The sequence below is a fragment of the Desulfoplanes sp. PS50 genome (assembly GCF_053851535.1).
In genome coordinates, this window is record NZ_JBSPZA010000046.1 from 1 (window position 1) to 15630 (window position 15630).

The 15630-nt window shown below is 47.5% G+C and carries 14 protein-coding genes; 2 read left to right on the forward strand and 12 right to left on the reverse strand.

From position 1 onward, the window contains the following. On the forward strand, positions 1–1395 hold a 1395-nt coding region (locus ACTVJH_RS14650; RefSeq protein WP_455992282.1), incomplete at its 5' end, for an IS1634 family transposase. On the opposite strand, the gene ACTVJH_RS14655 is transcribed toward ACTVJH_RS14650, so the two are convergent. From ACTVJH_RS14655 to ACTVJH_RS14675, 5 genes are read right to left on the reverse strand one after another with little or no spacing between them, the layout of a single operon-like run. Further along, positions 1390–2286, reverse strand: coding sequence for a sulfotransferase (locus ACTVJH_RS14655; RefSeq protein WP_455992285.1), 897 nt, complete (start codon positions 2284–2286; stop codon positions 1390–1392). The genes ACTVJH_RS14650 and ACTVJH_RS14655 overlap by 6 nt on opposite strands. Next, on the reverse strand, positions 2276–3028 hold the full coding sequence (locus ACTVJH_RS14660) for an acyltransferase (protein ID WP_455992288.1): 753 nt from the start codon (positions 3026–3028) through the stop codon (positions 2276–2278). The genes ACTVJH_RS14655 and ACTVJH_RS14660 overlap by 11 nt, the downstream gene beginning before the upstream one ends. 15 nt (positions 3029–3043) lie before the next feature. Further along, positions 3044–4159, reverse strand: coding sequence for a glycosyltransferase (locus ACTVJH_RS14665; RefSeq protein WP_455992291.1), 1116 nt, complete (start codon positions 4157–4159; stop codon positions 3044–3046). After that, positions 4156–4659: a hypothetical protein gene (locus ACTVJH_RS14670; protein WP_455992293.1), complete on the reverse strand. Its 504-nt coding sequence runs from the start codon at positions 4657–4659 to the stop codon at positions 4156–4158. The genes ACTVJH_RS14665 and ACTVJH_RS14670 overlap by 4 nt, the downstream gene beginning before the upstream one ends. Continuing rightward, a complete protein-coding gene (locus ACTVJH_RS14675) occupies positions 4656–5108 on the reverse strand; it encodes a glycosyltransferase family 2 protein (RefSeq protein WP_455992295.1) in 453 nt (150 codons plus the stop codon). Before ACTVJH_RS14675 ends, ACTVJH_RS14670 begins: the two co-directional genes overlap by 4 nt. A 369-nt stretch (positions 5109–5477) precedes the next feature. Here ACTVJH_RS14675 and ACTVJH_RS14680 point away from each other — a divergent pair, with 369 nt between their 5' ends. Further along, positions 5478–6533: a glycosyltransferase family 4 protein gene (locus tag ACTVJH_RS14680; protein ID WP_455992297.1), complete on the forward strand. Its 1056-nt coding sequence runs from the start codon at positions 5478–5480 to the stop codon at positions 6531–6533. A 192-nt stretch (positions 6534–6725) separates the two neighbouring features. Here the strand turns inward: ACTVJH_RS14680 and ACTVJH_RS14685 are convergent, their stop codons facing one another. The 7 genes from ACTVJH_RS14685 to ACTVJH_RS14715 form a co-directional block, all read right to left on the reverse strand. Beyond that, positions 6726–7673: an aminotransferase class IV gene (locus ACTVJH_RS14685; RefSeq protein ID WP_455992300.1), complete on the reverse strand. Its 948-nt coding sequence runs from the start codon at positions 7671–7673 to the stop codon at positions 6726–6728. 68 nt (positions 7674–7741) lie between these two features. Further along, a complete protein-coding gene (locus ACTVJH_RS14690; RefSeq protein ID WP_455992302.1) occupies positions 7742–8761 on the reverse strand; it encodes an aspartate-semialdehyde dehydrogenase in 1020 nt (339 codons plus the stop codon). Positions 8762–8801: 40 nt separating this feature from the next. Then, positions 8802–9698 (reverse strand): methylenetetrahydrofolate reductase [NAD(P)H], encoded by an 897-nt coding sequence (gene metF / locus ACTVJH_RS14695; RefSeq protein WP_455992304.1) that lies wholly within the window; start codon positions 9696–9698, stop codon positions 8802–8804. Between the two features lie 133 nt (positions 9699–9831). Beyond that, on the reverse strand, positions 9832–11034 hold the full coding sequence (locus ACTVJH_RS14700) for a type II secretion system F family protein (protein ID WP_455992306.1): 1203 nt from the start codon (positions 11032–11034) through the stop codon (positions 9832–9834). A gap of 135 nt (positions 11035–11169) precedes the next feature. Then, a complete protein-coding gene (pilB, locus tag ACTVJH_RS14705; RefSeq protein WP_455992309.1) occupies positions 11170–12876 on the reverse strand; it encodes a type IV-A pilus assembly ATPase PilB in 1707 nt (568 codons plus the stop codon). 109 nt (positions 12877–12985) lie between these two features. After that, positions 12986–13396, reverse strand: a complete 411-nt coding sequence (locus ACTVJH_RS14710) for a (deoxy)nucleoside triphosphate pyrophosphohydrolase (protein ID WP_455992312.1) — start codon at positions 13394–13396, stop codon at positions 12986–12988. Positions 13397–13500: 104 nt separating this feature from the next. Then, positions 13501–15471: an ABC-F family ATP-binding cassette domain-containing protein gene (locus ACTVJH_RS14715; RefSeq protein WP_455992314.1), complete on the reverse strand. Its 1971-nt coding sequence runs from the start codon at positions 15469–15471 to the stop codon at positions 13501–13503. Positions 15472–15630: the final 159 nt, after the last annotated feature.

Consider the following 15630-nt stretch of genomic DNA (forward strand, 5'->3'; position numbering starts at 1 on the left):
ATTGAAGCCTCGCACAGCTTTTATGGTGCCACTCACCTTTTTGATTTGATCGGACAAAAAACAGGCGTTACAAAGGATCTAAAATCGTGCTTTCCAAACACATATAAGCAAATTCTCTCCATAGCTTATTACCTAATCCTTGAAGACAAAAATCCCTTGAGTCGGTTTCCAAAGTGGGCTTTTACGCACAAGCATCCTTGTGAAAAAGTAATTACGTCTCAACGAAGCAGTGAACTGTTCGCATCTATTACTGACGATGCAAGGGAACGTTTTTTTAGACTCCAGGGAGCACGCCGTGCCAAAGATGAATTCTGGGCTTACGACACGACGTCAATTTCAAGCTATTCTAACAGCCTGAAGCAAGTTCGTTATGGAGTAAACAAAGATCATGATCCGTTGCCTCAGATTAACCTCGCCCTTCTATTTGGAGAACAATCAAATCTCCCTTTTTATTACCGTAAATTGCCGGGGAATATACATGATGTAAAAACTGTAATGAATTTGCTAGCGGACATGAAGACATTTGGTGTCAGTAAGGCAAATCTTGTTATGGATCGAGGTTTTTACAGTGAAAAAAATATCAATGCGCTTTACAAAAATCATTTAAAATTTTTGATTGCAACAAAAAAGAATCTTAAATTTGTAAATAATGAAATAGAAAAATTAAAAGATAATATTAGATCATGGTCTAGCTATAGCAGTGATTACGACCTCTATGCTAAGTCTTCTACAATCAAATGGAAATACTCTCAACAACGCCCGAACAAAGGGGATATCTTAAGTGGTGAGCGGAGGATGTATGTACATATTTATTATAATGCCGCTCAAGCTGTAGATGACGAGAGAAAATTTCACAAAATGTTGCGTACACTTCACGAGGAACTGGAAAGTGGCAAACGAAATTCGAACAATGAGAAGAAATATGAAAAGTATTTTACCATTAAGACCACTCCATTTCGTGGAACCCAAGTAATCGCAAAAGATGATGCTATCGAGAAAGCCAAACAAAACTACGGTTATTTTGTTCTTTTGAGCAATGCTGTGAAAGATCCAATTAAAGCAATTGAAATCTATAGGAATAAAGATCTTGTTGAGAAGGCCTTTTGTGATCTAAAGGATCGTTTGGGATTCAATCGCCCTGCTGTTTCTTCAGATATGAGTCTTGATGGAAAATTGTTTGTAGAGTTTATTGCACTAATATACTTATCTTATATAAAAAAACAAATGAAGAATGGTAAGCTTTTTCAAAAATACACGATGCAAAGCCTTTTAGACGAATTTGATGTCATCGAATGTTACGAACAACCGGGACGAGCTTTACGCGTCGGGGAGATGACCAAAAATCAAACCGACCTTTATAAGTATATGGGGGTTGAACCTCCATCCTCGTTATAAAAAACCGGGAATGCAGGCTACATCTTTACGAAATTTTTTGGCCAATTCACCATATACTTTGGTAGTAATTTCTTTACGATGCGTTTTTTTCCAAAGCATACTCTGACCAATTTTCTTTATTTGAGCATGAAGACCATATGGCAATATCGTTTTCATAGTTTCAAGAAAATATACGTTTTGAGCTAGATAGTTCAATGTCTTGATCCGAGGCTTTTTACTGGTATTAAGTCTTTTAAAATCGGGTTTAAAAGAAGTGTCTACCTCTAAAAAGTTTAATATCTCTTTGAAAATCTTTTCATTATTTTTTTGAAATGTTTCGAATAAAACAATTTTGACTTGCTGATGATCAAATCGTTTCAAAAATCTTCCGACCTGTCCGGCATAGTCGACCATGGACGTGTAGTATAACATCGATGGAAAATATGCCCTGGGTGGAATCTTTTTCCAGTTTGTTTTCCTATCGGCTTCAGCCGATAATGCATCCTCAAAATCACATAGGTTTTCGTATGTTTCGACAACCCAATGTGAATGAAGAGAATGAATAAAATGTATAGGATTTCGTAAAAAGATGAGTATCTTTGATTTTCTGTCATAATTATATATATTTTCAGCAGCGTTCTTCGACCATATATAAAAGGTTGATGACTCCCCTACTACTTCATATTTTTTATCCTGATTGAATATCGATAAATATTTGTTTTTTTCTCTATATTTGAAATAAAGTTTTTTTCCATGAAATTGATCACTTTCTGCATGTAAATCAGTACAAAAATAATATGGTTCTTTGACCCTTGACATAGTGATCTGCGGATGCTGGCTGAGAAATTCATGCAGGGATGTCGTGCCCGACTTTGGTTCGCCAACCACAAAGAAATTTGGTTTATTCATCATTTTTTCTGCTCTTTATAATCCGTGCGGGAACTCCAACAGCAATGCTGTAAGGTGGAATGTCTTTTGTTACAACAGCCCCGGCACCAATGACACTTCCCTTGCCGATTCGTACACCCGGCATGACATTCACATTTGCAGCCAGCCAGACATTGTCTTCAATAACGATTCTTTTCTTGACGGATCCCTGCTTTCGTATTGGAATCGTTAGATCCTTGTAATTATGCGTCCCACTTATGATAACGACATGAGGGCCTATCATGCAGTCATTCCCAATAATCACGTTTCCAATTCCATTGATGTAGCTTCCCCGACTGACATGGACGTGTTTTTTTATCAGAATACTTCCTCCTTGTGCAGCGAGTGTCGATCTATGAGCGATAAAAGAATTCTTTTTAATGTCTATGCTTCCAGTATTCGTTCCGCTTCCAATCCAACAACTTTCACCAATAAATACATTCCCCCCCAATCGTATCCGACTAGGAATTTCAAAACGTACACCTCCCTCGATCAAGCAACCGGAACGAATTTTTTTGAATACAAGAGCATAAACGATTGGTCGCAAATACGTTCCTAGGATGGTGGGAAAATTTTTAAATATAAAAAAAATAAATCCCTGAACCATAAATACACTGATTTTTTTACTTCCGCACACATGTTGCGCATAAAGATAAATTTTTTCCAAAAAACTTTTTTTGGGAATCCCTTCCCCTGTATCACTTCCATAGGCCTTTGAAACTTCCATTGATCATTTCCTTTTTTAGCAGGTTGTTATTATTTCCGCGAACCGATCCCATGAAAATCGCTTTGCAACCTTTTTAGCTTCATTGTGCATGACCGTCAGTTTCACCGGATCCAACGATTCAAGCACAGCACTTGAAAGTCCTTGGGGATCCCCGGGATTCACGAGTCTTCCGTTGATTCCATCTTCTATGATTTCACCGATACTCCCCACGCTACTTGCAATGACAGGCTTGCCAAATCCATACGCCAATTGACTCACACCGCTTCCTGAAGCACTCAAATACGGCTGGATGACCAAATCTGCCTGGTGAAAATAGGTACCCAATTGTTCATTCGGAATATATTCATCGATTATTGTAATATTTTTTTTGATCCCCAATTCTTCGATTTTTTGTAAATACTCCAGTTTGTCCTTCCAAAATTCTCCGACAATTTTGAGCTGAACATTTTTGGATTTTAAAATCTTGGGAAGAGCCTCAAGAAGAACATTCAACCCCTTATACCTTCTTACAAAACCGAAAAATAAAAGTTCATATTTTTTTTTGTCTTTGCAATGATTCACTTTTTTATTTGTACATAAATCTTCATATGTAGGATGAAATCCTGTAATTATTTTTTCGTCTTCATATTTACTACAAAGAATTTTCTTGATTTTTCTTGTCTCTTCGTTAGATTGTGTTATCAATACATCTCCGTTTCTTAGAACATATTTGTTTATACACTCCTTGACCCTATTACCTTCATGATCAGTCACATTGTGGCATAAGATTATTATTTTAGAATTGGTCTTTTTCTTCACTTTTTTAGCCAGATATACTGTCTGGGGAGCCCAAAAGATAACCCACCATGGAAAAACAACTCGATCGGGCCTGAAACGAACAATGGCATTTGAAGCCCGATACCATGAATATGGATTCATCGAATCGATAAGATATTCAACGGAATCTGTATGCAATGTATTCTTGCTTGGGTCACGATCTGTTTTTCCAGGAAAAATAATTTTTGGATATTGTCGTGTATAGGAAATAAATTGTACTTCATGTTTTTTTCGCATTGTATTACATAATAAAGTGGTATGTTGTGCTATTCCACCACGAAATGGATATGTTGGACCTACAATCGAAATTCTCATCGAGTCCTCTTTTCACAGAGGTAGTCGAACTCGATCCTGCGTACACGCAGTAACGTTTCCTCGATCAATCTTCTATTGAATGATATCACATCACCAATGAGACCCAATACCAGTATTTGAAATCCAACAATAAAAAGAATTGACGCCAGAATAAGGGATTGAATATGTCCACTTCCCGTACCTGAAATATAATAGTAAAGGAATCTCAAAGAAGGAATCATACCCGTAATGATAAAAAGCATCCCTATTAGAAAAAAGACTCTCAAAGGTTGATACATGGTATACATTCTAACCATGGTATTAATTTGCATGGATACAAATTTGAAAACACTTTTCACAAGCCGTGATTCTCGCGTTTTACCGTTTGTTCCTATAGGAACACTTGTTACTGCCAAACCTTTCTTTCCCGCTTGAATGATGGATTCAACAGTATATGAATACCCGGTTACAATATTCATTTTCATGGCTGCTTTGCGACTGATGGCGCGAAATCCACTCACGGCATCCCTGATATCCGTACCTGACAAAAAACGAACGACACTGCTGCCAACCCGCTGCAATCCTTTTTTACTCCTACTGAAATGCGCAATGGAATCCGTCTGCCTGTCGCCAACCACCAGCTCGGCTTCCCCCCTGAGAATAGGTGCAGGATGTCCTCTCCCTTGTACTGGTTGTCTCCATCTGTATTGACGATGATGTCAGCACCCAGCCGTAAACATGCATCCAGGGCGGTTACATAGGTATAGGCCAGCCCTTTATTGCAGATATTGCTCACAATGTGAGTGACCCCGAGTTTTTTGGCCACTTCCACCGTCTTGTCAGTGCTTCCGTCGTCGACAATGAGTATCTCAACGCTATCAACCCCTTCGATTTTTGAAGGAATATCCTTGATTGTCTGGGGGAGGGTAGTTTCCTCGTTAAAGCAGGGTATTTGAACGATTACTTTCATGGAATTTGCCAGGTCAGGGTTGTGGTTTCATTCTCGTTGCATTGACTTAACAATATCCATGCCACTGATTCATGTTCCCCAAGCTCTCTAGCTTTTTCATAACTATTTAAAATAAAGAGTATATTTTTCAACATCTCAACGTTTTCTCATCCTCTTTTTTAAGATTGGTCCTGAAGCAGCTATTTTTTTCTCGACATCCCCTGCTGAGCGATCTAGGAATCCCCCTGCTGGCTGGTTGGTTACCTTTCCGTGAGACATTCATTGCATGTACTCAACATCTCAACGCCTTGCCCGCCGGCATACCCAAATGTCGAATGTTTCAAAGGTCTTTATGTACACATTATCCCTGAAACACTCGGTACGTACTCAATGAAAATTTTACAGATCAATACAGAAAGGACCTGGAGGGGCGGTGAAAAACAAACGTTTCTTACAGCCCTTGGAATGATCCGCTCGGGTCACCAGGTCGAAATCCTTTGCCGCAAAGATCATCCACTCGCCCACAAAGCCAAAAAACAACATATCCCTTGTCACGAGATTCATGGTTCGGTTCAGGCCATGTGGTATCTGGCACTGCACGGGGCATCGTTTGACATTCTCCATGCCCAAACAGCCAAAGCACAGAGTGTTGCAGTCCTGACCAGACCCTTTCACAAGACTCCAACCGTCTATACCCGGCGCGTTGATTTCAGGCCTCGCGGGTTTCCTGCCACATTCAAGTTCATGCATACAGACAAGGTGGTGGCCATCTCTCAGGCTATTGCCCGGGTACTCGATGATTTCGGCGTATCCACCGATATTGTCATCCCCAGTGCCATTGCATTGAATGCCCCGCTCCCCGATCCCCCAGCTGACATCCGCGACCAGATTCTAGGCCCCAAACGATCAGGCAAAAAAATTATTCTGACGATTGCTGCACTGGTTCCGCACAAGGACCCGCACACCATGGTCGAAGCGATCAGCTACCTGCACCGTATGGAACCGAACACGATGTTTTTTCATTGTGGTTCCGGCCATCTCGAAACCGAAATCCACGCTCTGATCCAAAAGAAGGGAATGGCTGATTACTATAAATTACTTGGCTTTGTTGATAACGCTGAAGGTCTTTTGCCTCTGGCCGATGTCTTTGTGATGAGTTCTCAGGAGGAAGGCCTTGGAAGCACCGTGCTGGAAGCCTTTCGCCATAAAATCCCGGTTGCCTCCACAGATGCGGGAGGACTCAGAGAAATTGTTCCCGATCATGGGCTTGTCTCTTCGGTTCACGATGCTCACATGCTGGCCTCGAACATCCACCGGCTCCTCACCGATCAGAGCAAGGCTCAGTCATTGGCAGACACGGCCTTTGAATACGTCCACGCCCATCATTCCTGTGAAACCATGACCTCCAGGTATCTCGCCCTGTTTGAATCCATGCGTCGAAAATAAAAAGGTCCGCATCCTCCTTACCGGGAGATGCGGACCTTTTGAAATGGTTTCGATATTCCGAAATACTATCTGTAGTTTTACATCATGATTGTCGATGGTTGCATGATGTTTTGGTCATCAGGACAGATTTGCTTGCTACCGGATGCCCTCTTGCCTTACCTGGCGACCCTTCCTTTTTTCGTATGCGTTTGATCACTCCTGCACGAACGGTGTCCCCTGACTTCTGAGATCCTCCTGAAGTATAGCCCGCAACCGCTTGCTTACCGGTCCCGGACGAACATCGTGAATGGGTTTGCCGTTATAGCGGACAACACTCAAGGCATCAATGGATGTACCGAGCAGAATGACCTCTCGTGCCACCCGGATGTCGTCCTCGCTGATGGGGCGTGTTGTATAATCATGTTCGCGACCGATCAGTTCCAGGGCCCTCAACATGGTCGTTCCAACCAGGGCGTAGTTCATTTCAGGAACGATCAGCTGCCCGTTCTGGTCAACGATGATGATGTTTTCAGCAGCCCCTTCGGCCAGAAAATGATCCGGACCAAAACAAAGGGGATAGGCACAACCCTTGAGAATGGCCTCCCGTTTCATAAGTACGTTATTGAGATAGTTGACACTCTTGATACGCACCAACTCCTTGGGTCTGGCAGGAAGACTCGACCGGCATGCCTGGACGCCCTTTTCCCATAGTTGTTCGGAAAGGGCGGGAAATCGACGAGCAATGACATACAGTGTCGAATGTTCGCATTCCCTGAAATCAAGCGAGAATCCCCCCAATCCACGTCCTATGAAAATGGAAACAATCCCGTTTTGCACCCCGGCGGCCCGGGCCACGTCCAGGACAATGCCTCGGATAGTATCCCAGGGGGCGGGAGCGTTTATGAAAATGGTTTCCGATGAATTGCGCAATCTCTGGAGATGGGCATCGAGTTGGTACAACTTGCCGTCAATGAACTTGAGGGTCTCGAAAACCCCATCTCCCCGGTGCACCAGATGGTCGTCCAGGGGAATGAGCATCAACCGGGGATTGGTGACTACGCCCCGGAGGCGGTGGTCGTAAAAGGCCAGAAAATTTTTCTCGCCCGGACGCTCCAGGGCCAGAATCCTTTCCATGTATTGATATTCGTCTATCTGCTGCATCTTGTTTCTCCAGATCACACGGCAACGTTTGTAACTTCAACACATTCAATCTTCCGGAATCACCTCGATCATCCGATCTTCTGTTCCAGAAGAGACGCTCCGATACGAACGGCATTGGAGGCCTTGTTCCGAATATTGTCCCCGACGATCCACAGGTTGAGCCCATGCTCAACAGAAGGATCTTGTCGGATACGCCCCACAAAAACATCCTCATGCCCAGAAACGACCAAGGGCATGGGATACATCTGTTCACCCGGGTTGTCGAAAACACTGACTCCGCGGGCCTGACTCAGAATGGCCCGAGCCGTGTGCGGGGTACTCTCCTGCACCGTTTCGATATTCACGGACAAACCATGCCCAAAAAGAACCGGCACCAGACAGGCCGTGACGGTTATCTGCAGGGACTTGTCTCCCAGAATACTCCTGGTTTCCCTGACAATGGTCTTCTCCTCTGAGGTGTACTCATCTTCATCTATGGATCCCACTTGCGGCAGACAATTACATGCTATCTGGTACGGAAATGTCCCACTTGTTGCTTCCTGATAATTGAGCAGATGACGCAACTGGGTTTCCAGTTCTTCAATCCCGGACCGGCCCTGTTCCGATACGGCCTGATAGGTGGAAACCACCACCCGCTTTATGGTGAAGGCATCGTGGAGGGGTTTGATGATCGTTGCAAGCTGCAACGAAGCAGCCCCGGGACAGGTCACGACCCCCATACTTTCGGCCATGCGTCCCTCATTGACACCAGATGCGATGACACCTCCTCCGGATGCATCACTCCCACTGGTCATCGAACAATCGACAACAAGACAATCCGCCTTTGCCGCTGCGGGAATCCACTCATTGGAAACCTTCCTGTCACCCGCAAAAAAGACCAGATCGACATTCCTGAAACCGGCCTCGCTCAAGTACTCGATGGGAACATCTTCGCCATGGAAGGTCAGATCCACATTTTCCTCATCGCTCTCGACAAAGGCCACAACACGCGCACAAGGGAATTCCCCTTCTTCGAGAATGGCTACAATCTCCTTGGCCACAATCTCCGAGCCACCGGTGAGAGCCACGATATATTCGACGTCCTTCATTCATTCTCCAGTAAAAACATTAAGTTAAAAAAACGAGAGGTTATCGTTTCGTAGTCGTTTCCAAGAGCCCACTCTCGCTGCGCACGATCTCCAAACAGGTTTCCGCCTTGTTCAGCGTATACAAATGAACCCCGGGGGCCCCGCTTTCAATCAATCCCTTGACCTGGTTCTTGGCATAGCCCAGACCCAGCCCACGCACCGCAGCATCTCCATATCGTTCATAGACGACCTCGAGATCATGGAGATATTCTTCGGGAATGGCGGCTCCACAAAACCCGAGCATCCGTTTTACACCCGCGAGACTGGCAACCGGAAGCACTCCGGGAATAATGGGCTTGGTAATGCCGATGGACCGGGCCTTGTCGACAAAATCAAAATACAGACTGTTGTCGAAAAAAAGCTGGGTGACAACAAAATCAGCCCCAGCATCCAGCTTATCCTTGAGAAAACCAAGATCACGGTCCGGACTGATGGCCTCGGGATGGGTTTCCGGATAGCCGGCAACGCCGATACAAAAATGGGGATATTCCTTGCGAATGAACCTGACCAGATCGACCGCATGGGAAAATTCGCTGTCAGAGGCATTGAAATGTTTTTCCCCTCGTGGAGGATCTCCCCGAAGCGCCAAAACGTTTTCAACCCCACCAGCGGTCAGTCCATCCAGAAAACGCCGCAACCGCGCTTCCGAAGCCCCCACACAGGTAAAATGGGCCAGGGGTTCGAGACCATACTCCTGCTTGAGACGGGTGGCTATCTCCAGGGTATTGGTCTGACTGGTCCCCCCTGCCCCGTAGGTCACGGAAACGAACAAGGGATGCGTGGCCTTGAGATCTCTGACCACATCGAAAAATCCTGGCCAGGAAACCCGTTCCTTGGGGGGAAAAAATTCCAGAGAGACAAAGGGTTTGTTATCTTGCAACAACTCACTGATTTTCAAAATATCTCCTTATATATCGGCGCAGGATCCCTGTTTGGATCTGTTCCAACGATCCACGATCCTGCAAATCACGATGCGATCCATCTTGTTGCATCTTTCGAAATCGATTCTTTTGTATTGGTAAGAAAATTCATCAGATCGTTTCTCCGATCTTGAAGATAGGCAGGTACATGCTCACGACCAATCCCCCAACAACCACTCCGAGAAAAACGATCATCAAGGGCTCGATCAAGGCGGTCAGGGACTCCACAGCGACATCGACTTCGTCGTCATAAAAATCAGCGATCTTCTCCAGCATGGAGTCCAAGGCCCCTGTGGATTCGCCGATGGAGATCATGTGAATGACCATGGGGGGAAACACCCCCGTGGCGTCCAGGGGATCGGCAAGATTCTGGCCCTCGGCAATGCTCTTGGCCGCCTCCATGACCCCCCGCTCGACCGTCTTGTTTCCCGATGTCTTGGCCACGATATCAAGGGCAGAAAGAATGGGCACACCGCTTGAAATCATCGTGCTCATGGTCCTGCTGAACCTGGCAACAGCCACTTTTCGAAGCAGGGGCCCGAAAACAGGCAAAAAAAGCACCCAGCGATCCACAAGGATCTTGCCCTTTTCCCATTTGTAAAACATCTTCAGGGCCACAAACAACGCAATGATGCAGCCCACAAGTACAAGGAAATTTCCCTGCACGAACCGACTCATGTTGATGACAATCTGGGTGGGCAGGGGAAGTGCCCCTCCAAAATCCTTGAACATGGTCTCAAAGGTCGGGATGACAAAAATGAGGATGATGGCCACTACGGCGACAGCTACCGTAACCACGACACCGGGATAGATCATGGCCCCCTTGACCTTGGCCTTGAGTTTGGCTGCCTTTTCTATGTATTCGGAAAGTCGGGTCAAAACGATATCCAGAATACCTCCGATTTCGCCCGCATTGACCATGTTCACATATAGGGTATCGAAGATATCGGGAAATTTCCGCATGGCGTCAAACAGGGTACTTCCCCCTTCAATGGAATTGCGAATGGAGTACAGGGTTCTTCGCAATTTTCCATTTTCAGTCTGCTCGCACATGACCTGCAGCGACTGAAGGATGGGGACTCCGGAATTGATCATGGTTGCGAACTGACGGCTGAAAACTACCATGTCCCGTGCCTTGACCCCTTCTTCGAGAAACGTCCCCTCCAGAAGATCCTTGGGCCGAGGCTTGACCTTGATATCGGTAAAACCTTTGCGCTGCAATGCTGCCTGGGCCACTTCCAGTGAAGAGACGTCCAGATCCCCCTTGACCCTTTTCCCGCTTCGATTTTTGGCCTTGTAGATAAAAATGGGCATGGTTCACACTCCTTTTACTTCCGCGACTCTCACCACGAACAAACGATTCGGATACACCCGGATTCCGGTCCAACTCGTCAAAAAACCTTGACCTTCACGCAAGCGGCAGCGGGGAATCCTTGCAGATTTCGTGCACTAGACGGTCACCCGCATGACCTCCTGGACCGAGGTAATACCATGCTTCAATTTGTATAATGCACTGTCGCGAAGGGTCATCATTCCCTGCTCAATGGCAAGATTCCGGATTTCCAGAACGCTTCTCCCCTCAAGGACCAATTCCTGCATTTCAGAAGTCATTTCAAGGACCTCGTACACGCCGCAGCGTCCCTTATATCCGGATTCATTGCATTCAGAACACCCCACGGGTTCGTAAATGGTAGCATCGACCATGTCGTCGTCGGACATGCCCAGCCGGGAGAGCATTTCCCGATCCGGCTCTATCTCGCGACGACAAAAGGGACATATCTTGCGCACCAAACGCTGGGCAACAATGACATTGACCGACGATGCCACCAGGAAACCATCCACCCCCATGTTGAGCAATCGGGTCAATGTGCTGGGCGCATCATTGGTGTGCAAGGTCGAAAGTACCAAATGACCGGTCAAGGCGGCCTTGATGGCGATCTCTGCGGTTTCCACGTCCCGGATTTCACCGACCAGAATGATATCGGGATCCTGACGCAAAAAGGACCGCAAGGCCGCTGCAAAGGTCAGTCCGACATCCTCCTTGACCAGAACCTGATTCACGCCGGGCAGACTGAACTCGACCGGGTCTTCGGCCGTGGAGATATTGACCCCTTCTTCATTGAGTTCAGAGATGATCGAGTAGAGTGTGGTCGTCTTACCCGAGCCTGTAGGTCCGGTTACCAGGACCATTCCATAGGGCCTGTGCACGGTCTTGCTCAATGTCGCCAGGGATCGCTCCTCGAATCCCAGCTGCGAAAGATCGACCTTGAGCGCGGATTTGTCCAAAAGTCGCATGACCACTTTCTCTCCAAAAAGCGTCGGCAAAATGGAGACACGAAATTCCATCTCCTTGCCCCCGGGAGTTCTGACCTTGATACGTCCGTCCTGGGGGATACGCCGTTCGGCAATATTGAGATGGGCCATGATCTTGAGTCTGGAAATCATGGCATTCTTGAGACGGACTGGCGGACGCATGGTCTCATGCAAAAGTCCATCGATCCGCAAACGGACCCTGAAATTTTTCTCATAGGGCTCGATATGGATATCCGAGGCCTTTTTCTTGATAGCGTCCATGATGATCAGATTGACCATCTTGACCACGGGTGCCTGGGTAGCGGCCTCGAGGGTTGAGGTATCATCGCTCTCCTCACTCTCACCCGTCTCGAAATCAATGCCCTCACCTTCCATATCGGACAGGGCATCCTGGATATTGCCGAAATCCTCGGGCTCATCGTCATGTTTGAGCTGGCTGATACACTTGGTGATCGATCCCGGTGACGCCACATGAACGACAGGATCAAGGCCGGTCATGAAGCGGATATCGTCCACAGCGAGGATATCATCGGGTTCTGAAATGGCCAGAAAAAGCTTTTTTCCCTTGATAAAAAACGGAGCAGCGCTGTATTTTTCCAACAAGTCTCTGGACACAAGCCGCAATACGGTCTCCGGGATCAACATCCGGGCCGGATCCACGGCCGGAATTCCCAACCGCTGGGCCAGAAATTCCGTATACTGGGCATCACTGACGATCCCGCCCTTATAGGCTGCATGCAGGAAATCCAGTCGCCGTTTTTTGCGCAGACTTTCGACGGTATTGACCTGTTCCTGAGTCAGATTTGCCCACTCGATAAGTGCCTGGACCTGATTCGATTGCATGAGTCGTCACCCGTTGCGTGAAGTGTTCTCAAAATCATCCACAGCCCTTTCATGCAGCAAGTGAGAGGCTCACTGCATGAAAAAAGACTGTCAAAAAGGGTTTTGTCGTTCAAATCCCCATCAACCGGCCAAGACTGTGGACAATCTCGATATCGGCGGAGAGAAATTGTTTTTCAAGGGCCTCCTGCGGTGTCAACCAGGCGAGGGTCTGCCCCTCGCGGGGTTCAGGGATCCCTTGAAATTCGGTCACGATAAAAAAGTATAACCAGACGTGAAAATTGTCGCCATAGGACTTTCTGCGTTCCTGCCAGAGCTTGTGCCTGGTCGGTCTGATATTCAATTCCTCGACAAACTCACGGACAAGGGCCTCGTCGAGGGTCTCGCCGGATTCGACCTTGCCCCCGGGAAATTCCCATAACCCCCCGAATCGGACTCCCGGCGGACGCCTGGCCGCCAGAAAACGGGAACCATGTACTGCAATTCCGGCAACTACGGGCGTATAGGTATTAGAAGTATTCATTCCTGCTCGACGAATCGAACTTCCCTGCCACTGTTCGATTTTTAGCAACGTGCTGTGGCTGAAACAGGACCGAGCCGTGAAACCGTGTCCATCCCTCCGGCAGATCACCCTTCATGCTCGAGGAGATCCCGTTGCTCCTCGATTTCCTGAATTTCCTTTTCAAGGTAGGCGAGTTCGGACATCAACCGGTCCCCTGCATCTCGGACGTTGGCAAATTCCATATTCAACCCCTGCACCTTTTGCCCATCGGCATAGATGGACGGATCCGCCAATGTCATTTCCAGACGCTCCTGATCCTCGATATTTTTCTCGAGTTCACCCTCGAGTTCAGCGTACTTTTTTTTCAAGGGCCGGAGCAGGGCATAGGCCTGATTACGCTGCTCCGCCTGCAGTCGTTTCAGTCGTTTTTGCTCCTTGCGATTGGCCTTGGCGATATCCAGCCCTGAATGTTCCTGCTCTGCATTCGTTTTCTGTCCCAAGGAGCGCTGATACTCCTGGAAACCACCCTGATGGACAACAATACCGCAATTTTTGAGCTCCCAGACCTCTTGAGCCACCCTTTCCAAAAGATAGCGATCGTGAGCCACAAACAATATCGTGCCTGGAAAATCCTGCAGAGCCTGGACCAGGGCCTCACGGCTCTCCAGATCCAGATGGTTTGTCGGCTCATCGAGAACAAAAAAATTGGCCTTGCTCAAAAAGAGGGAGGCCAGGACCAGACGGTTTTTTTCCCCGCCGGAAAGATCCGCAACAAGGGAATCCCAAAAACCTTCTCCGAGCAGGAAACGGCCCAAAACGGACTTGAGTTCTTCTTCGGTCGTTGTGGGATCGGCCATGCGACGGATTTCTGTAAGCACCGCATTGTCGCCGCAGAGCATATCGGCCTGATGCTGACTGAAATACCCTACTTTGATCAGATTTCCCAGAGAAACATCCCCGCTGTTCGCTGCGAGTTCCCCGATAACTATTTTGATAAGTGTCGACTTACCCTGACCATTGGGACCGGCCAAGGCGATTTTCTGGCCCCTGTAGAGATGAAATGTCACGTCATCAAGAATCCGAGGATGCCCTGGATAGGCAAAACTCAGCTTGTTGACGCTCAAGACCGTGCGGTTGCCGCGACTGGGAGCGGGCCAGCTGAAATTGAGGGTCTTGCCTCCCAGGGTTTCGGGCTGAATGTCGGAAAGCTGTTTTTTCAGTCGATCAACCTGTTTGAGTCGGCTTTGAGCCTGGACCGCCTTGGTCGCCTTGTAGCGGAATCGGGCTATGAACGATTCTTTTTTGGCAATTTCCGTTTCCAATACCTCGGCCTTGTGCTTGACCGTCTGAAGATACTCCTGGTGCCAGGCCAGAAAAGCGGTCAGGTTACCCGGCCTGACAACCGGTTTTCCACCTCCCAGAAAAAGGATCTTGTTGGCGATACGGTCCAGAAAAACACGGTCATGGGCCACAAAGATCAGCACCCCCTCATAATGGAGCAGATAGTCTTCAAGCCAGGCAACCGCCTCGAGATCGAGGTGATTGGTGGGTTCATCCAGCAAGAGGATGTCCGCTCCGGCCAAAAGTACCCGGGCCAGCTTGGCTCGTTCCCGCCATCCGCCGCTCAGCCGTTGAAGCGGCTTGTCAAACTGATCCTGGACAAACCCGAGTCCCTGGAGAATAGCCTGGGCCTTGTGCTCGGGATTGTAGCCGCACAATGTCTCCAACTCATGCTGCTTCGCTGCCAGTCTCTCAAGGGCCGCTTTGTCCTCGGTCTTGATCGCTGCATGCCATTCTTCCCAGAAAGTGCCCCATGAAGGAAGAACTCCCAAAACAAACCCCTCAAGAGACATTTCAAGTTCCAAAGGGGTCAGTTCCTGGGCCACATACCCGAGACGAGCGCCCGAGGGTATGGAAATCCTGCCGGAATCAGCCTTGATTTCACCGGCAATAATTTTGATGAGTGTGGATTTTCCACTGCCGTTGGAACCGACCAGGGCCAATCGATCACCGCCCCGGATCTCCAGGTTGAGATGGTCGAACAAGTCGGTGCCGGAATACGCTTTCGTGATAGATTCGAGAATGATACGCAACATGATCAGTCAATAAACCCGTTATCCAGAATATTGGCTCCTCGCTGTTTCGTGTGGGTAGGGGGTTGAGATCTGGGAAGCCACCGAGTAGGAAAAGCAGCTATGAAAGACTTAGATCTCTTCCAGAAAGCACTTGGTTTGACTCCGCCTTGGGAGGTACTT

Coding starts and splice junctions, on each gene's coding strand:
- ACTVJH_RS14655 (WP_455992285.1), bottom strand. CDS start 2,286: ATGATGAATAAACCAAATTTCTTTGTGGTTGGCGAACCAAAGTCGGGC.
- ACTVJH_RS14660 (WP_455992288.1), bottom strand. CDS start 3,028: ATGGAAGTTTCAAAGGCCTATGGAAGTGATACAGGGGAAGGGATTCCC.
- ACTVJH_RS14665 (WP_455992291.1), bottom strand. CDS start 4,159: ATGAGAATTTCGATTGTAGGTCCAACATATCCATTTCGTGGTGGAATA.
- ACTVJH_RS14675 (WP_455992295.1), bottom strand. CDS start 5,108: ATGAAAGTAATCGTTCAAATACCCTGCTTTAACGAGGAAACTACCCTC.
- ACTVJH_RS14680 (WP_455992297.1), top strand. CDS start 5,478: ATGAAAATTTTACAGATCAATACAGAAAGGACCTGGAGGGGCGGTGAA.
- ACTVJH_RS14685 (WP_455992300.1), bottom strand. CDS start 7,673: ATGCAGCAGATAGACGAATATCAATACATGGAAAGGATTCTGGCCCTG.
- ACTVJH_RS14690 (WP_455992302.1), bottom strand. CDS start 8,761: ATGAAGGACGTCGAATATATCGTGGCTCTCACCGGTGGCTCGGAGATT.
- ACTVJH_RS14700 (WP_455992306.1), bottom strand. CDS start 11,034: ATGCCCATTTTTATCTACAAGGCCAAAAATCGAAGCGGGAAAAGGGTC.
- pilB (WP_455992309.1), bottom strand. CDS start 12,876: ATGCAATCGAATCAGGTCCAGGCACTTATCGAGTGGGCAAATCTGACT.
- ACTVJH_RS14710 (WP_455992312.1), bottom strand. CDS start 13,396: ATGAATACTTCTAATACCTATACGCCCGTAGTTGCCGGAATTGCAGTA.
- ACTVJH_RS14715 (WP_455992314.1), bottom strand. CDS start 15,471: ATGTTGCGTATCATTCTCGAATCTATCACGAAAGCGTATTCCGGCACC.